Genomic DNA, 18,578 nt, shown 5'->3' with positions numbered 1-18,578 from the left:
ATACGCCTACGTGACGGCCGGCCTTTCAACGAGCTGAGAGTCCGCCTTCTGGGGGTCAGGACACGTAGCGTGTTCGTCCTGCGCGATCAGACGCAGCGCCTCACGGATCAGACGGTCCAGGTGCCGGGCTGTGCCGGACAGATGGTCCGCGTTCACCCCGGTCGAGACGTGCAGAACGCGGGCCCCGGTCTCGGGACTGCGCGAGAACTCGACCCGCAGGGGGAAGCTGTGCTGATCGGCGAACCACCAGTCCACCACGTCCAGGTGGGTCAGGTCGCGGGTGCGGTCGAGGTTGTGGAAATCAATGAAGTTGAAAGCCACCATGAACAGTGGGCGCTGAGCGAGACGCCTGATCTGGCCCAGCGGGAACCGTCGGTGCGGTTGCGCCGTCCGCTCCGCCTCGAACGCCTGCCGGGCCAGTTCGGCCCAGGTGCGCCCGGACACCTCGGTCAGCAACGGCGGCACATTGAGCAGGACACCCAGCAGCCGGTCTGATCCGGCTTCGTCGAGCCGACCGTTCATCTGCACCCCCGAAGCGGCCTTGGACCGGCCGGTCAGCTGGGCCAGTGCCCACAGGTGGGCGGCCAGGTACACGGACTTCTGGGGGGTGCCGATGCGTGCAGCGGCCTGCCGGATGTTCTCGTCGAGGGCGCCGGGCAGATCCCCGGTGCCACCGAACGGCTCGGTGGGCAGCACCGGCAGCTCCGGATCGGGCAGGCGGCCGACCTGGTCCTGCCAGAACGCGCGCGCCGGAACGGAATTGATCGCGGCCTGCTCAGCGGCGACGAAGTCGCGGTAGCGTGCCGCCGGAGCCCCGCCGAGCGCGGCGCTACCGCTTCCCAGGGCCGTGTCGTAGGCCTGGAGCAGTTCGGTCATCAGCTGGGCCAGGCTCCAGCCGTCCAGCACGATGTGGTGCAGGGCCAGGGAGAGGCGGTGATGCTGGGGACTTTCGACCAGTACGTGGCAGCGCACCAGCGGGGGCAATGCGAAATCGAACGCCCGGCTCAGTTCTTTCTGCCACCAGGCCTGGGCTTCGGCGGTGGCATCGTGGCCACTGAGCTGATCGACCTCGAGCGGTATTCGGGCACTGCTGTGCACGAGCTGCATCGGCACGTCGAACTGGGCGAGGGCGAACGACGTCCGGAGAAGCTCGTGGTTGTCGCTCATGGCGTCCAGGGCCCGCCGCAGTGCGCCCCGGTCGAAACGGCCGCTCAGCCGGACGCTGGCCAGGTCGTGGTAGAGCTCGGGACGGTCGTCGGCGAGCTCGCACTCGTAGAGGATGCCCAGCTGCATCGAGGCCGTCGGATAGGCGTCCACCACTCCTTCGGGCAGCGCCGGGGTGGCCGGCGGCAGTACCGTGTCAGAAACGGATTCCTGCTCCTGCTGCGCGCCGAGACGGGCGCATTCCTGGGCCAGCTCGCGGATCGTGGGATGCAGGAACAGCCGTTCCACGGTCACCGGCAGACCGGCCTCGCGCGCGGCAATGCCCACGCGAATGGCGCGGATGGAGTCACCTCCGACGGCGAAGAAGTTGTCGTCCACGGCTGGGGCCTCGACGTTCAGCTCCTGCGCCCAGATCCGGGCCAGAGTGTGTTCAGCATCCGAACGTGGCTGATCACCGGGATTCTCGCCCGGCCGGGACGAGCGGGCCACCGTCCGCCGGGTCAGCAGCGCCTCCCGGTCGAGCTTGCCGTTGACGGTGAGCGGCAGCGCCTCACACCACACGATCTCGGACGGCAGCATGTGGGTGGGAAGGATCTTCGCCAGTTCAGCGCGCAGCTGGCGCACCTCTGGCGGCCGCTGCGTCACCACGAAGGCGACGAGACGCGGTTCGTGGGGGGCCTCCTGACTCAGGAGGCACACGGCGGCCCGCACCCCCGGCTGATCCAGAAGGGCGCGTTCGACCTCACCCAGCTCGATCCGGAAACCGTGCAACTGCACCTGGGAGTCCGAGCGTCCGCGGAAGGCCAGTTCCCCACTGCCCTCCAGCCGCACGGCGAGATCACCGGTGCGGTAGAGGCGCTCCCCCGGCGCCCCGAACGGGTCGGGGACGAAACGCTGGGCGGTGAGCGCCGGACGGCCGAGATAGCCACGGGCCACTCCGGTTCCGGCGACGTAGATCTCGCCCTCGACCCCGGCGGGCACCTCGTGCATCTCCGGGTCGAGCAGATGAACCCGCACACCGTCCAGAGGCCTGCCGATCGGGCTGACCGCAGCGTCCAGGTCGGTGGGCCCGAGTTCGCGGATCGTCACGTGGACGGTCGTCTCGGTGATGCCGTACATGTTGAACAGGCGAGGACGATCCATGCCGTAACCCTTGACCCAGGTGCGCAGGGCCGACGGTTCCAGCGTCTCACCGCCGAAGACGACCAGGCGCAGGTCGAGCGGGGGGAAACCGGCGTCTTCGGCAGCCGCGGTGAGATGCCGGAAAGCGGTGGGCGTCTGGCTCAGCACCGTGACCTGCCGGGCGCGCAGCACATCCAGGAACGCGCCGGGATCACGACTGGTGACGTGGTCCACGACGACCAGGCGCCCGCCGTGCAGCAGCGGGCCCCACAGCTCCCAGACCGAGAAGTCGAAAGCAGCGGAGTGGAACAGCGTCCACACATCGTCGGGCCCGAAGCGGTAGTCGGCCGAGGCCGCCGCGAACAGACGCAGCACGTTGGCGTGGGGGACGACAACGCCCTTGGGCCGTCCGGTCGAGCCCGAGGTGTAGATGACGTAGGCGGCGTGGCCGGAGCGGACGCCGACCTGCGGGCCCCGCTCGCTGCCCACGAGCGGGCCCTGACCGCTGATGGTCACCACGGTACGACCGGGGGCGGTGAGCGTCTCGGCGTTCTCGGCGTCCGCCACGACCAGCCGGCAGTCCGCGTCATCCAGGACGTACCGCGAGCGCGCCGCCGGGTGCCCCGGGTCCAGGGGTACGTACGCGGCGCCCGACTTGAGTACTCCCAGAACCGCGACGACCAGGTCCACCCCCCGTTCGGTGCACAGACCGACCAGATGCTCCGGGCCGGCCCCGCAGGCCACGAGCCGCTGCGCCAGCTCGTTCGAGGCCCGGTCCAGCTCGGCGTACGACAGCGAGCGGTGTTTGTCGACGACAGCGACCCGGTGCGGGAACTGCCGGGCGACCTGGGTGAAGACCTCGTGCAGACACGGCTCGTGGGTGCCTGGCGCGGGGGCGTCCTCACCGGTCTGCTCGGCCAGCACAGCAGCGTAACGCTGGAGCATCTCCCGGGCCCGGCCGGACGTGAACAGGTCCGAGTCGTACTCCAGGCTCAGCTCGAGGTCGTCGCCGCTCTCGTGGATCTCGAAGGTCAGATCGAACTTCGCGGTGCCGGTGTCCGAGGCCAGCGGCTCCAGCTCCAGTCCGGTCAGCATCGCGTACGGTCGGCGGGGTCCCTGGTAGGCGACAGCGACCTGAGTCAGGGGAGAACGGGACAGGTCTCCGGCAGGAGCGAATTCACGCACCAGGGACTCGAAGGGGACGTACTGGTGCTCGAGGGCCTCGAGCACGCTGCGGTGCACGTCGGCGGTGATCTGGGTGAAGGTGCCGCTCCCGGGCCGTAGCCGGATCGGGACGGTGTTGGCGAAGTACCCGGCGACCTCCTCCAGTCCCGGGTCGGGGCGTCCCGCGGTGGGCGAGGCGACGAGCAGGTCACCGGCACCGGTCAGTTCCCGCAGGAACAGCCCGAGCGCGGCCGCACACACGGCGTAGGGAGTGGTCCGGGTCGCGGTCGCGACGGCGACGACGTCCGCGAGCACTCCTGCGGCCCGGGTGACGACACGGGCTCCGCGGTGGGCCCGCACGGCCGGGCGAGGGCGGTCGGTGGGCAGGTCGAGCACCACCGGCGCGCCGCTCAGCTGGGCGCGCCAGGGGCCCAGGTCCTCTTCGCGGTCCCGGCTCCACTGTACGAAATCTCGGTAGGTGTGCGTGTTCTCAGCGAACAAGGGCCGGCGGCCGGCGACCCGCGCGGAGTAGGCCAGCGCCAGGTCCCGGTCGAGGATGTCGACGGTCCACCCGTCCGCGACGACGTGGTGGAGAACAAGAACCAGAACGTGTTCGTGGGTTCCCAGCCGTAGCAGGCTCGCCCGCACCAGTGGTCCGTGGCTGAGGTCCAGGTGTGTTCGGGACCGCTCAGCGATCAAGGTGGCGGCTTCCAGCGGGTTGCCGTCCACCGACAGCACCTCGAGGTCGAGAACCCCGGTGGTGGTGACCGCCCGGAGATCCCCGTCGGTGAACGGCAGTGCCATACCGAGCTGTTCGTGCCGTGTGAGCACGTCGTCGAGCGCGCTGCGCAGGGCCTCGACGTCGAGCGGGCCACGGATGCGGGTGACGACGGGAATGTTGTAGGAGACCCCGGCCGTGTGATGGAGATGGTCCAGGAACCACAGGCGACGTTGCCCACCGGAGGGCAGCAGGGGCGCGTCGGCCCGATGGGGCAGAACGGTGTGGGTCTTCTCGGAACGTTCCAGGAGCGCGGCGATGCGGGCGACCGTGCCGGCCTCGAAGAACTCGCCGATGCCCAGAGCGGATCCGTGCTCGGCCCGCAGCCGCGAGACCACGCGCACGGCATGAAGCGACGTACCGCCGACTGCCGTGAACTCGCTGTCCCGACCGATGCCCTCGATGCCGAGCACCTGCTCCCAGGCAGCAGCCACCGCGTGCTCGGTGGCCCCGCGAGGGCCGGCCTGCCCGGTCGGTGCCGGTGTCGGCTCGAGGGCCGCCAGCGCGGCCCGGTCGAGCTTTCCGTTGGGCGACAGCGGCAACTCGTCCATCACGACGAAGGCGGCCGGGATCATCGTCTCGGGCAGCACTTCCGCGACCTGCTCGCGCAGGCCGGGTTCGGAGACGGCACCGGCGACGTAGGCGACCAGCCGGGCCGCCTCGCCGTTTCCGTGCATCACCACCGCGGCGTCACGAACTCCGGGAGCACCGGCGAGCACGGCCTCGATCTCGCTGAGCTCGATGCGCACACCGCGCAGTTTCACCTGGTGATCGACCCGTCCGAGGAATTCCAGGACCCCGTCGGGCCGGACCCGGGCCCGGTCACCCGTGCGGTACAGGCGGGCTCCCCCGACACCGGAGAACGGGTCGGGCAGAAAGCGTTCCGCCGTCAGGGCGGCCCGGTCGTGATAACCGCGACCGACATGCGTGCCACCGATGTACAGCTCGCCCTCGTCACCGGCGGGCACCGGCTGCTGGCGATCGTCGAGCACGTGAATGTCCGTCCGCGGCGCGGCGGTTCCGATCGGAACGCTCGGACCGTCCGCGTCCGTCAGGCAGGGCCAGCGCGTGACCGCGATCGCCGCTTCGGCCGGGCCGTAGAGGTTGTGCAGTTGCGCGCTCAGGCCACTGCCCAGAAAACGCCTCACCAGTGGGGCGGTGACCGCCTCGCCGATCAGGACGACGTGGCGCAGCGTCCCGCAGCCGGACAAGTCGGCCGTGTCGAGGAAGACGCTGAACATGGACGGTACGAAATGTGCCGCCGTCACGCCGTGACGGCGGACGAGTCGCGCCAGGAGGTCGGGGTCACGGTGGGCGCCCGCGCCGGCGACCACCGTGTGCGCCCCGGCGCCCAGACCCCACAGGCACTCGCTGATCGACACGTCGAATCCCACCGGGGTCTTCTGCAGGACGACGTCTCCCGGCCCCAGCGGGTAGTGCTGCTGCATCCAGTGCAGATGGCTGGCCAGAGCGGCCCGGGTGTTCATCGCGCCCTTGGGCCGCCCGGTCGATCCCGAGGTGTAGACGATGTACGCCAGGTGATCGGGATTCACCGGCCCGGGGCGGTACGGCGACACCCGGGCGATGGTCTCGGCGTCCTGGTCCACGCGTACCGCCCGCACGGTGGCGCCGACGTCCACCCGTTCCAGCGACCCATGCCGGCCGATGACGACCTGCGCTCGCGCGTCCTCGAGGATGTAGGTGATCCGCGCCGAAGGGTAGGACGGGTCCAGTGGGATGTAGACGCCACCGGCCAGGAGCACGGCGGTCAGGGACACCAGCTGATCCAGGGAACGGTCCAGAAGGACGCCCACGCGCACCTCCGGACCCACACCCAGATCACGCAGATGGCCGGCCAGACGCGCGGCGCGATCGGCGAACTCGGCGAAGGTGACCTCGAGCGTCCCGTCCGTGACAGCGACGGCGGACCGCTGGGTGTGGCTGCGGTCCAGGACGAGCGTGGCCAGGTCCGGCACCCGGTGCTCATGGTGTGTCATGAAACCTTCCTCTCTCAGCGGACTTCCGTCAGCGAACACTGGCCGGGCGCAGGTCCGTCCACACGGCGTCGATGTGCTCGAGGCACTCCTCCCGGGATCCGCTGTACCCCTCGGGCCGCCAGCCGGGCGGAACCGGCCGTGACAGCGCCCAGATTGAGTACTGGTCCTCGTGATTCACCACGACCTGGTAGCGCTCGCCGCCGCTGCCGTCACTCATCACGCCGCCCCGGTCCGGGTCCGGGGAGCCATCCAGCTCAGCAGTTCGCTCAGTGCGGCGTAGAAGTTCTCGATCTCGGCCACGTCGTTGTACAGGTACGCGGCCACCCGCAGGATCTGGTCACCGGCCAATTCGGTGACGAGCGGCTGCGAGCACATGTGCCCGCTGCGCACCATGATTCCGTAGGAGTCACTGAGCATCCGGGCGACATCCCCGGTGGGCACGCCCTCGTCCAGGCGCAGGGAGACCAAGGCCGTACGGTCCCTCACATCGGGAGGGCCGATCAGCCGCACACCGGAAGCCTCGAGAGCCCCACCCACCAGAGCACTGCACAGGTGCCCGGCATGCTCGTGCCAGTGCCGAGCGTCCAGCCCGTCCAGATAGTCGATCGCGGCCGCACTGCCGATGACCGAGGCGATGTCGGGAGTCCCGGCCTCGAACCGGTACGGAACACGCCGGTCGACGCTGCCCGCCAGATCGACCCAGTCGACCATGCCTCCGCCCAGGTTCGCCGGACGCAGCCCGGCCAGCAACTCGCTACGGCCGAACAGACAGCCGACGCCCGATGGGCCCAGCATCTTGTGCATCGAGAACGCCATGAAATCGGCTCCCAGGGCATGCACGTTGACCCGCCCATGGGGCAGGTACTGGGCCGAGTCCAGCACGATCGTGGCGTCACCGGCCGCCCGGACCTCGGCGATCAGCTCCTCGACCGGATGGATCACCCCGGTCACGTTCGAGCAATGGGTCAGGACCACGACCTGCGGACGGGTGCGCAGCAACTGCCGGAAATGCTCACGGTCCAGACGCCCCCGGGCGTCCGTCCGGGTCAGCTCCAGCTGCCCGGCCCGGCGCCAGGGCAGTATCTGGGAATGATGGGCGTCCAGGGTCCCCACGATGCGGGCCCCCTGCTCCAGCTCCAGCCCGCCGGCGACCAGGTTCAGTGCCTCCGTCGTGTTCCTCAGCAGCACCACCTCGTTCGCGGCGGCCCCGATGTACCGGGCTATCGTCGTGCGCGCGTTCTCGTACGCGTCCGACGCCTCCTCGGACAGACGGTGCTTGCCCCGGTGGATGTTGGCACCGTTGTTCTCGTAGTACTGCGTCACGGCCCGGATGACCGTGCGCGGTTTCAGCGTGGTGGCGGCGTTGTCCAAATAGGAGATCACCTGACCGTCGATCTGCCGGCTCAGCGCCGGGAAGTCCTGTCGGTAGGGGCTCTTCACCTCGTCACCGTCCTTTCGCGGAGATGCACGGCTGGAACTTTCCGCTGCGTTCGGAGGCGATGTAGTCCACGGCCTCGAAACGGACCTCCTCAGGGCTCAGGAGCTCGCCCAGACGCGCTTGCAGCGCCTTCACGTCCTGCGGATGTGCCGAGTCCTGGGCGATGTACCGGAAGGTGCAGGCTCCGGTCGCGTCCTGCTCCATCTGGTACAGGTCCAGCCACGGGGGATCCCCGACCGCCGCGTCCACACCCCCGGGCGTGATCACCCGTCCGTCCCGGAGCCGCATCATGTGGGTGGCCCGGCCCTCGATCCGCACCAACGGCAGCTCGCTCCCGCACTCGCAGGAACGGCCCAGCGGTGTGAACCAGTCACCCGTGGCGTAGCGGATACGCGGCACCAGAGCATCATCGATCGTGGTGACGCACAGCTCGCCAGGGCTGCCCTCCTCGACGGGCCGGCCATCCCGCAGGAACTCCGGGTAGAAGTCGACATCGTTGATGTGCCGCCCACCCTCATGGCACTCGAAGCCCAGGTACCCCAGCTCCGACATCCCGATCATGTCCCCGATCGGGACGTCCGGTCCCATGAAAGCCTCGATGCACCGCCGGGCCACCCGCGTCATCAACGTGTAACCGCAGACCACGTGCAACGTGCGCGGAGAGGTGATCCGACGCCCGAGCCGGGCGGCCCAGCGGGTCAGGAAGGCCAGGTGCGTCGGATCCACCACCAGCAGGTCGGGTTCGTACGCGTCGATCTCGTCGAGCGCCTTGACGATCTGCCACTGCGGGGTCGCCAGCAGGTCGTGCGCGACGGTCAGGACCAGGGTGCCGTCCGGCAGCGTCCGGTCCTGCATGGACGAGAAACCCGTCGCGCACTCGACGTCCGAGCAGTTGGGCGGAGCGAACCGGCAGATACGTGGACGGCCGCCGGGCCGCCACAGACCGTCGAACCGGCGGTTCACCCCCAGCCCCGTCCCCTGCCGACGCGCCAGGTCGTACGCCAGGACGGCGCTGTTCAGGCGCTCGCCGGAGGTACCCGAACTCTGGAAGCGCATGACGCCGGGCGAGGTGAGGGTGTATCCGCGGGCCAGTACACCAGCCGGGAAATTGCGGCGGTAGTGGGATTTCGATGTCGCCGGGATGCGAAGGAAGTCCTCCGGGCTCTTGATGTCCTGTGGCGTCAGACCATGGGCCTGCATGTGCTCGCGGAAGAAGACCGTCCGGTCGTAGGCGTAGTCGATCTCGTCACGCACCGCTTCGAACGTCGCCGGCTCGCTCATGTCATGGCCACCAGCAGCGAGCGGGCCCCGGCATAGGGTCTGCGTCCGTGCGCGAACTGCTCGTTGTCCACGATCATGACATCACCGGCCTGCCACCGGGTCGCCACCTCCTCGGCTGCGTAGGCCGAACGGATCGCCCCCAGGTCGTCCGCCGCCAGCGGGGTGCCGTCGCCGTACAGGGCGTTGCGAGGCAGCTCGTCCTCCGAAAAGCTCTCCCGAAGCTCATGTTCGACGTGACTGGGCAGCGAACTCACGTGGAACAGGTGAGCCTGGTTGAACCACACCTTGCGGCCTGTCCGATGCGAGATCACGCTCGCCTGCACGACGTGTCGCGTCCTGAGCCGGTCGTCATCCATCCATTCGGTCTGGATGCCGTGCTCCTTGCAGTAGGCCTCCAGCTCGCTGCGGTCCTGCGTCTGGAAAGCTTCCTGCCAGCTCAGATCCAGCCCGCTGCCGAAGTTGCGCACGTACATGACGCCGTCCCGCTCGAACCGCCCACGGGTTTCGGCAGGTATCCGGTCGTAGACCCGGGAGCTGTCCGCCAGGGGGGTCTCGCCGCCCTCGGCCGCCGGCACCACGCTGGCGAAGAACAGGGTGTCCGGCCAGGAATCGGCGTACGACATCTCGTTGTGCATCGGGATCGTCTGGTCGGCCGGGTACTCCGTGGAGGTGAAGACCCGGCCGCTGACGCGGGTGCGCGGCGTCGACCGATTGGTGTAATCGAGCAGCTCTCCCGACATCGCCGAGGCGAGTGCGGACAGCCCTTCGGAATCCAGGGGTCTGAAACCGCGCAGAAGGACCGCTCCGTTGGTGTCTCGCAGCCCGGCCGGTCCCGGCCCTGGGCCCGTCAGCCAGTCACGTGCGTCGAGGCCGGGCACGGTCGGGGTGCACAGTGTCACCCGGGTTCCCTCGCTCAACGGCCTGACCGTGACCAGCTCCCCGGCGCTGACCGAGACCGCCCTACGAGCAGGGCGGAAGGGGCCGGACGCGACTCTTCCCTCAGACATGGGCGGCCTCGGCCTTCTGCAGGAGCTGATCGACGAGCTCGGACAGTTCGGACAGGACAGGAGCCTCGAACAGGTTGCGCAGCTTCACGTTGACCGAGAACTCGGCGCGTAGCCGGGCGATCAGCTGGGTGGCCAGGAGCGAATGGCCGCCGATGTCGAAGAAGTCGTCGTCGGCACCCACGTTCTTGAGCAGCAGCAACTCGGCCCAGATGGCCGCGACGGCGCGTTCGGTCGGCGTCCGCAGTGGCACGGTGGATCGGGAAGTCGTTTCGTACGAACCCGGTTCGGGAAGCATCGCCGCATCGACCTTCCCGGTGCTGGTCAGTGGGAATGCCTCGAGTGCGACGAGATGGGCCGGCACCATGTACTCGGGAAGCGCATCGACGAGGAAGGGCCGTAGCCACTCCGCCGACCCCCGGCTGCCCTCGGCGTCGATCAGATAGGCCACCAGGCGGGCCGTCATGCTCTCGCCGGTCACCACCACGAGGCTGCCGCTGACTCGCGGATGACGGCGCATGACCGCCTCCACCTCGCCCAGTTCCACCCGGAAGCCGCGAACCTTGATCTGACGGTCCATCCGCCCCAGGAATTCCAGGCGCAGATCGGGAAGCAGCCGGGCCCGGTCGCCGGACCGGTACATGCGCGCCCCCGTCACCTCGCTGAACGGGTCGGCCACGAAACGCTCGTCCCGGTCTGCGGTGCCCGGCAAGTACCCCTGGGCGACGGACGACCCGCCGATCCACAGTTCCCCGGAGACGCCGGAGGGCACCGGGTTGCCGTGGGGATCGAGGACGTAGCAGCGCGCGTGCCGCATCGGCCACCCGAGCGGCAGCGTGGAGGCGAGACCCGCCAGGGCACTGTCGTCGACCGGACCGCAGACCACACCGACCGTCGTCTCGCTGGGGCCGTAGTGGTTGTAGAGCCGGCATCCGCCGAGGAACCTGGCCAGCAGGTGGTAGGTGCCCCAGCCGGTGGCCTCACCGCCGAGAACCAGCGCGCTGCGCGGCATCACGCGAGCAGGGTCGTCGGCCACCGCGATGACCGCCTCCAGATGCGAGGGAGTGATCTTGACGAGGTCGAAGTCCTCCTCGGTCATCACCTGGGCCAGAGCCTGAGCGTCCGCGGAGGTCTGCGGGCCGACCACGCGCAGCGTGCCCCCGGTCACCAGCGGCGGGAACAGTGCCGTATTGCCCAGATCGGTGCCGAGAGTGCTCAGGGCGATGGAATCGATCGGCCCCGCCAGGCCCAGCCGGTCCAGGACGCCGTCGATGTAGGCCGCCAGCTGGCCGTGCCCGACCACGACGCCCTTGGGCGTGCCCGTGGACCCAGAGGTGAACAGGACGTAGGCCGGGTCCGTGTCGGCCGTAACGGCGACCGGGCGACTCCGGTCGCGACCGGCGCAGACGCTCAGTTGCGCATCCACCTGGAGGACGTCGCAACCCTCGGGTAGAGACAGCTGCGCCGTTTCACCCGTCACGACGTGGCGGAAGCCGACGGCCTGCGCGACGGCCGACCGGCGCCCCGGCGGCAGGAGCGGGTCGACCGGCACATAGCCCGCGCCTGCCTTGGCGATGGCCAGCATGGCGACCAGCGCCACGTCGGAGCGCTCCAGGTACATCCCGACCAGTTCCCCGGCCCGGACCCCGCGTTCCAGCAGCTCGTTCGACAGCTGGTTGGCGGCCTCGTCGAACTCCCGGTAGGTCCAGGCACGGACCGGCGACGTGATCGCGACCCGGTCCGGGGCCTCTTGCGCCACCTCCTCGACGCGCCGGTGCCAGTGGGCGGGTGGCGTCGGTGGCGCGTTCTGCGCGTTGACGGCTGCCACGAGCCGGCCGGCCGCTGTCTCGTCGAGCATCGGCAGAGCGGACACGGAGGCCGAGAAGTCTTCACCCAGGGCCTTGAGGACGGCCCGCAGGCACGTGGCCAGGGCTTCCGCGCCGCCCTCGGCCATCACCCCCGGCCGGTGGCGCAGCTGGACCCGGACACGGTCACCGTCATCCTGCACCCACAGGCTGACCTTCCGGGCCTCGGCCGGTGGGGCCACCCATGCGTCGGACAGGCCCAGGGGCGAGTCCGGTAAGGGGGACGCCCCTAGATAGCCGAAGCCCGGCAGATTGGCCGTCTGCTGCCAGGGAAGCTCCGCCGCACCGCCAGAGGCCTCACGAGCCTCCAGCTCCCGGCCGGTCGCCTGAAGCAGGTCCTCGAGCGTCGCACCCTCGGTGACGACCCCGAAGACCGGCGCGAAGCGTTCGAAGTTGCCCACAGCGTCTTGCAGTTCGTGAAACACGCGCCCCGAGGTCATGACGTCCACCGCAAGGCGGTCGGGCCGGCCCGTGGCGTGCCAGAGGGCGGCCAGCCAGGCGCCCAGCAGGACACCCCGCAGGCCGGCGTGAGCTTCACCCCGGGCCCGCAGCGATGCGACCAGCTCACTCGGCAGGGTCCAGTCGATCGTTGTGAAGCTGCTGTGGTCCGAGCGCAGTTCCAGAGGTAGCCGGGCGGGAGGCAGGGCGGCCAGTTCGGCCCGCAGTTCGGACTCCCGCTCGCTCGGGTGCGCTCCCGGCACGGACTGCTCGAGCTGCCACTGAGCGAAATCGGCGTACTGAAGTACGTTCTCGGGCGCCCAGGACCTACCTTCTGCGACGGCCGCGTACGCCTGCACCAGTTGCCGCAGGAAGATTCCCATCGACAGGCTGTCCATGCCGGCGCGCGGAGCCGAGACGATGAGTGAGCGGCCCTGGTCCGGTCGCCCGAAAATCACCATCTCCAGGCAGGAGTCGAGGGTTGAGGTCTTCGCGAGCCGATCGATGACCTCCGCCCGGGCGACCTCGTCAGCGGCCGTCTCGGTCACGCTCACCTGGGCCTGCGCATCGATGACCATCAGCGTGCTACTGTTGTCGCCAAGCACTTTCCGGTACGACGACCGAAGAATTTCATGTGCCGACACCACCTGGCGGGCTGCCTGAGCCAGTAGGTCGGGATCTACTTCCCCGGCGATCTGCGCTCCGCCGAGGAGGCGTGCCGAGGCTCCGGCAGCGGCAAGACCGAAGGTCCGCTCCTGCTGGTTTGAGAGACGAAATCCCTCCCAGGCCGGGCTGTTCAGTTCTGTTCCGGGTCGATCCACAATTCGCCTCCGGTGAACTTGTTCCATGTGCTGACGGTGGCCGGCCCGAAATACTCGGCCGCCACTTTCCAGAATCCCGCGTACTCCGTGGGGAGATCAACGAGGGTGTGCCCTGCCTGCGGTGGCATGTGGGCCAGGACGTCTCCCAGCTTCATCCGGAGGATGTCGAGGAACTGCTCGCGATCCAGCGGAATTTCCAGGCCTGTGCGGCGATCTCGCAGCTGCGGGGTCCCGCCGGGTCGCATGACCCGGCGGAAGCTCTTGCCCAGCGACATGTAGCTCATGACCGAGAAGGTGTAGATCATCTTCTCGACATCCGGCCCCACGATCGTCCGGACCTCTGCCCTCCGGGTGTCCGGGATGGCCTCCACGTTGTCGTTGTGGAGGCCCTCGGTGCCGTATGCACCGTGAAACAGCCCAGCCAGGCAGATTTCGTCCTTGGCCTCCATGTCCTGGAGGATGGCGCAGGCCCGGAACATGTGGTCCACCAGGGTCACGTCCTGATGGGCCCCCTTGTGCAGGCCGAGCTGGATCAGCCCACCTCGGTACTGCTCAGGTTCCAGCATCGAGTACTCCCTCTCTGCGCTTCTTCTCGCTGTCGACGACGTCCACCTCGGCGATGGTCCGGAACTGACGGAACGGGGAGATCAATGACATGAGCACCGGAAACAGAAAGCCCAGGCCCACTATCACCATCGTGGTACGGCCGCCGAGCGCGTCGCCCAGGAAGCCGGCGATCAGGGCCCCGATCGGCAGGGTTCCCCACACCACGAACCGGATCGACCCGGTGGTGCGGGCCATCAGCCGGGACGGCGTGATCATCTGCCGAATGCTGATGGCATTGATATTGAAAAGAGGTTCAGCTGCGTTGATCAGCGCGAAACCGCACGTGATGGCCAGAATCGCCAACGGCGACGAACCACCGGCCACCGCGAGGATCAGCCCTCCCAGACCCCCCGTGCACATCGCGATCACCATGCACCAGCCCAGCCCGGTCCACCGGTTTACCAGGGGAACCGCGGCAACACCCAGAAAGGACCCGGCGCTGCCCACGAAGACGAGAATGGCGATCACCGTGTCGTCGAGTGCCAGATCGCGGGCGAGGTAGACAAAGAAGATGGTGACGAAGCCACTGTAAAGAAGATTCCAGGAAGCGGCAATGATGGCGTTCCAGCGAAGAAAAGTGTTCGTTGCAATGAACCCGAGGCCGGTCCAGAAATCCTTCCAGATCGAGGTTCCCTCAGGTCTCGACGGGCGCGGTTCGGGGTTACGAATGGAATGCACGAAGAGCGCGGAAAGGACGAACGAGAGTGCGTCGACCGCGAGCGCGACCGGGGCGGACATCACCTTTAGGAGCACGGCCGCCAGTCCTGGGCCGGACACGTTCGCGATCGACTTGCTGGTTTCCAGCCAGCGATTGGCCGTGAGCAGGTCATCAGCAACAACGACGCTGGTGAGAGCACTCTGGTAGGCAATGTCGAAAAAGACGGTGCAGGCGCCGATGACGAACGCGACCGCGAAGAGCCACTCGATGGTCAGCACGTCCAGGAGCATGGCCATCGGTATCAGGAGCAAGGCCACGGCTCGCACCCAGTCGGTGATCACGAGCACGCGGCGCGCCCGCCACCGGTCGATCAGGACCCCGGCGAAAATACCGAACACAAGAAAAGGCGCCCGTTCCAACGCAGACAGAATTCCTACCTCCGAGGCGGAGGCGTCGAGAACCGTCAGGGCAGCCAGGGGAAAGGCAATGAGACTGACCTGGGAGCCCATGACCGAGATGGACTGAGCGGCCCACAGCCACCGGAATCCCTTTTGTTGAGCAATAAAATAATACCAAGGAATCCGGATCTCATTCTTGACGCTCTCAACGGGCATGGTTCCTCGTCGGCGAATCAACTGAACCTCTCGGAAGTCGGCGATCAGGACCGGTCCCGCACCTTACAACCTGGCCGACCACGACCCGTTCAGCAGAACGAGGACGATCCTGATAGCACTGGCTTCCCGTCCGCTTCCTGGGCGCTTCTTCCCAGGTGGCGCGCCGGGAAGTAGCAGTTCTCGACCGCACCGACGTGTGTGAGGCGACGACGGACGAGGATGGTCAAGCCATCTGCTTCACCGTGCCGTAACGCTGAGGCCGGCACGCGCGTGCGTGACCCTGGGGCCGCGGTCCCCGAAAGGCCTTTGGGGGCAGGCCACCCCGAGCCTGTCGTGAAAGTTGGGCGGCTGGGCGCCGGCGCGACCACTCTTCCTTGGTGCGAAACCTTCACCTAGACAAACATGCCAAATCGGACAACACTGCACTGGTGGTCGGATGCTGAACGCCGTCCGGGTCGACGGCCGGTACCGGCTCAAGTCCTGTGAGCAGGGTGAGCGTTCGATGCAGATGGGCACCGGCTCGCTCCGTGCGGGCGCGGGCTCTCGTGTGCGGCCCGTTGGCGCGCAGCAGAAGCCTCGGCCAGAACCATGACGGAGATCGACTGACCGGTGTGCCGTTGCCCACGCAGTAGTGAGGAGAGCGTCATCGATACGACGGGGAATCTGCGGTGCGGTGTCCTGGGTCCGGTCGTGCTGTGGCGCAACCAGAAAGAGATGGCCCTGCTCAACCGGCCGTCAAGGGCCCTGCTGGCCCGTCTGCTTCTGGCCGTCGATTATCCCGTGCATGTGGATCTCACGATCGACGCCGTGTACGGCAGTGCACCGCCTCGCTCAGCTCGCAATCAGATCCAGAAGTGCGTCAGCGAGCTGCGTGCCCAAGGCGTTGAGATCATTGAGCGTGCCGGTACGTACTCGGTGAACCTTCCGGCCGGAGCCCTGGACACCCAGCGATTCACCACCCTCGTTCATCGTGCCCACACCATCACCGCGCCTGACCGCCGGGCCCTGACCCTGCGTCGGGCCGACTCCGTATGGCGAGGGCCTGCCTTCGCGGGGCTTCAGGAGAGCGTCTTCAGGTCGGCGGCGGCCGAGTGGGACGAGAAGCGCCTGATGGCGCTGACTGAAAGGATCGAGGCCGAGATGCTCTGCCACCGGTTCCATGAGGTGGTGCCGGAGCTGCGTCGGCTGCTGCTGGAGAATCCGCTGAACGAAAGCCTGCATGCCCTCTTCATGGTCGCCTGCGTGCAGACCGGTCGGGTGAGTGAGGCCATCCGCTGCTACACGGCGCTGCGTTACCGGCTGGCCGACGAACTGGGTATCGATCCGCCCGGCATGTTGCAGGCGTTGCACCAGATGATTCTGCAGCAGGAACCAGAGCTCTTGCAGATCATTGCTCTTGATCAGATCGAATCGCTGGCGAGCGTGGCGAGCCGGCATTGACGAGGGCTGCCGCGTTCACCTCCGGCGGCGGTCTGCCGGTAGGGCCCGGTGCATGGCTGCGTCGTCTGCACCCGGCCCCTTCCGGATCCCCGGTGCTCGTCGTGCTTCCGCACGCTGGTGGATCAGCGAGCCGCTACCGAAGCCTCTTCGCCCTACTGGCCGGTGAGATCGAGGTCTTGGCCGTTCAGTATCCAGGACGACAGGATCGTCTCGGGGAACGGCCTGTCACCGATCTCGTGCTGCTGGCCGAGCAGGTGGCGGCATCATTGGAGCCGCTGAACGGCCGCACTGTCATGGTTTTCGGGCACAGCATGGGGGCCCTCGTCGCCTTTGAGGTGGCCCGCATCCGGCAGTACCAGAGGCAGCCGGTCGCGGCCCTGACGGTCTCGGCCCGGCGCGCCCCCGGTCTTGCGCCGGAGCCATTGCCCGACCTCGACGATGAAGGGCTCCTGGCCGAGACCAGGGCTCTGGGTGGTACCGACGAACGGCTGCTTCTCGACGAGGAGCTGATCGACCTGTACCTGCCGGTCCTGCGGGCGGACTATCTCGCGGTACAGGCCTATCGCTGCGACGAGGGCGCTGCCATCGATGCACCGATCATGGCTTTGAGCGGTGCATCGGATCCGGCCGCGCCCCCGGGTGACGCGGCGGCCTGGCGTCAGCACACCAGAGGGCGATTCGGCATGAAGGTCTTTCCCGGGGGACACTTTTACTTCGACGAGCACTGCGAGGAGGTGAGCCGCGTGGTGGCCTCGGCGCTGAACCTCACCCGGGACCAGTTCTCGCTCGGCCAGCGCTGATCATGTCGCACTGCCCGCCTGCGCGGGGATGAGCCCCTTCTGCCGAAAGCGCCTGCACCGGGCCTTGGGTACCTACCTTCTGCCGCCCCTCGCCAGCAGCGCCGCGATCTCGCAGACCACGTCCGGGTTGGCGCTGATCATCTCGAGCTGCGTCTGCGAGGAGCTGAGGACGTGGAAGCGTCCTTGCTCGGACCCGGCCCGGAAGTCGACGTGGTACCGGTCGTGCGTGTAGTAGACCTCTCCCCCGCAGATGCCGGCGATGTCGTAGGCGAGCTCGCGTCGTGCCGCCCGCTCGTGCTGGGGGTTTTCGAGGTAAGGGCGGGCGGCCTGGAGTTCTTCGAGATACTCCGGCAGGAGCAGGGTGTGGACCTGACGGGCGATGAACCGGTCGGTCCGGCCCGCGGCGACGGTCACGACCGGACCGCGGGTTCCGTCCGGGGCACCGGATCCGGCCGGGTGAACCCCGCGCACCGTCAGGCTGCCCCGGGCGCCGGGGCGCTCGAAGGACAGGTGCAGGGTCGCGAAGCCGGGACCCCGGACGTAGACGGAACACTGGGTGGCGGTTTCGGTTTCGACGCTCCAGTTCTGGTCAGTGCGCCGGCCCAGGTGGGTCATGATGCTGGTCGATCGCTGGATCACCTGGACGCGGGGTGTTTCTGCGGCGGGGTCGAGGTGCGGGGTCGGGTGAGCGGCGGACATGGTGGGCTCCTGACATGAGAAAGCCCCGGACGCCGATGGACGTCCGGGGCTGGTGAAAATTGTTTTATGTGAACAGTTTCTGAAAAAAATGCCTCACTGAGACGGCTATTCCCCGGGCGGGAGGTGGTCGTGGCCGGAGTACCACCTGCCGTGCTGCCAGGTGCCGTTGGCCTCGTGCAGCAGGTAGGCGCCGGCGCCGCGATCCGGGTCCTGGGTGAGGATCACGGCGCTGTTGTCGTCGGGCAGCCAGCGCTCCAGCGCCATCCGGTTGCACCGCCGCGTGAGCGGCCCGAAGGACGGAAGGTGTTCCGTAGCGGCGATCTGGGAGTCGGAGCGTAGATCCTTGCCTCGGGGCCGGAGCCGGCGGGGAAGGACGCCGTGGTGGGCGAGGTAGGCGTCTCGGCTCCCGCCGATGGGCAGGGGGTGGCAGTTGTCCAGGGTACAGACGCCGTGGGTGGCACGGCGGGAGTGGAAAACGGCTGTGGTGTCGGGGTATTGCGCTCTCAGGATGAGGAATTCGGCCAGCAGCGGGTGGAAGCTGAGGTTGCGCCGGATGATCAGGTGCCCGCCGGCGGCGATGGCGAAGCCGTGGCCGTCGGGGTTGAGCCAGGCGCCGCGGCGTAGGGCTTGTTCGTCGGGTGGGGTTCCTGCGGGGAGGTAGGTCAGTAGTGCCATGACGGGATCTCCTT

The 18,578-nt window shown here is 68.2% G+C and carries 12 protein-coding genes; 2 read left to right on the top strand and 10 right to left on the bottom strand.

Translation table 11 applies throughout. The features are described from left to right. Positions 1-6 precede the first annotated feature (6 nt). The 8 genes from KIH74_RS28810 to KIH74_RS28775 all read right to left on the bottom strand — a co-directional run bounded on the left by KIH74_RS28810 (position 7) and on the right by KIH74_RS28775 (position 14,950). On the bottom strand, positions 7-6,225 hold the full coding sequence (locus KIH74_RS28810; RefSeq protein ID WP_214159517.1) for a non-ribosomal peptide synthetase: 6,219 nt from the start codon (positions 6,223-6,225) through the stop codon (positions 7-9). Between the two features lie 28 nt (positions 6,226-6,253). Further along, on the bottom strand, positions 6,254-6,442 hold the full coding sequence (locus KIH74_RS28805) for an MbtH family protein (protein ID WP_214159516.1): 189 nt from the start codon (positions 6,440-6,442) through the stop codon (positions 6,254-6,256). Next, positions 6,442-7,665: an aminotransferase class V-fold PLP-dependent enzyme gene (locus tag KIH74_RS28800; protein WP_214159515.1), complete on the bottom strand. Its 1,224-nt coding sequence runs from the start codon at positions 7,663-7,665 to the stop codon at positions 6,442-6,444. The genes KIH74_RS28805 and KIH74_RS28800 overlap by 1 nt, the downstream gene beginning before the upstream one ends. Positions 7,666-7,669: 4 nt before the next feature. Then, positions 7,670-8,944: a phenylacetate--CoA ligase family protein gene (locus tag KIH74_RS28795; protein WP_214159514.1), complete on the bottom strand. Its 1,275-nt coding sequence runs from the start codon at positions 8,942-8,944 to the stop codon at positions 7,670-7,672. After that, positions 8,941-9,861, bottom strand: coding sequence for a TauD/TfdA family dioxygenase (locus KIH74_RS28790; RefSeq protein WP_214159513.1), 921 nt, complete (start codon positions 9,859-9,861; stop codon positions 8,941-8,943). The genes KIH74_RS28795 and KIH74_RS28790 overlap by 4 nt, the downstream gene beginning before the upstream one ends. Positions 9,862-9,943: 82 nt before the next feature. Next, positions 9,944-13,099, bottom strand: coding sequence for a non-ribosomal peptide synthetase (locus KIH74_RS28785; protein WP_246573271.1), 3,156 nt, complete (start codon positions 13,097-13,099; stop codon positions 9,944-9,946). After that, positions 13,048-13,638, bottom strand: coding sequence for a DUF6817 domain-containing protein (locus KIH74_RS28780; RefSeq protein WP_372492140.1), 591 nt, complete (start codon positions 13,636-13,638; stop codon positions 13,048-13,050). The genes KIH74_RS28785 and KIH74_RS28780 overlap by 52 nt, the downstream gene beginning before the upstream one ends. Further along, on the bottom strand, positions 13,625-14,950 hold the full coding sequence (locus KIH74_RS28775; RefSeq protein WP_214159510.1) for an MFS transporter: 1,326 nt from the start codon (positions 14,948-14,950) through the stop codon (positions 13,625-13,627). Before KIH74_RS28775 ends, KIH74_RS28780 begins: the two co-directional genes overlap by 14 nt. A 690-nt stretch (positions 14,951-15,640) precedes the next feature. On the opposite strand from KIH74_RS28775, the gene KIH74_RS28770 reads away from it, so the two are divergent. Next, positions 15,641-16,390, top strand: a complete 750-nt coding sequence (locus tag KIH74_RS28770) for an AfsR/SARP family transcriptional regulator (protein WP_214159509.1) — start codon at positions 15,641-15,643, stop codon at positions 16,388-16,390. Positions 16,391-16,482: 92 nt separating this feature from the next. Then, positions 16,483-17,190, top strand: a complete 708-nt coding sequence (locus KIH74_RS28765) for a thioesterase II family protein (RefSeq protein ID WP_214159508.1) — start codon at positions 16,483-16,485, stop codon at positions 17,188-17,190. A 72-nt stretch (positions 17,191-17,262) separates the two neighbouring features. Here the strand turns inward: KIH74_RS28765 and KIH74_RS28760 are convergent, their stop codons facing one another. Together KIH74_RS28760 and KIH74_RS28755 are read right to left on the bottom strand one after the other, a co-directional pair. Then, positions 17,263-17,889, bottom strand: coding sequence for a hypothetical protein (locus KIH74_RS28760; protein WP_214159507.1), 627 nt, complete (start codon positions 17,887-17,889; stop codon positions 17,263-17,265). Positions 17,890-17,994: 105 nt separating this feature from the next. Further along, on the bottom strand, positions 17,995-18,564 hold the full coding sequence (locus tag KIH74_RS28755) for a class II glutamine amidotransferase domain-containing protein (RefSeq protein WP_214159506.1): 570 nt from the start codon (positions 18,562-18,564) through the stop codon (positions 17,995-17,997). Positions 18,565-18,578: the final 14 nt, after the last annotated feature.

This window comes from Kineosporia corallincola, assembly GCF_018499875.1.
Lineage (GTDB): Bacteria > Actinomycetota > Actinomycetes > Actinomycetales > Kineosporiaceae > Kineosporia > Kineosporia corallincola.
Note: the sequence above shows the minus strand (reverse complement) of the source record. Positions and strands in the feature narration are given on the sequence as shown.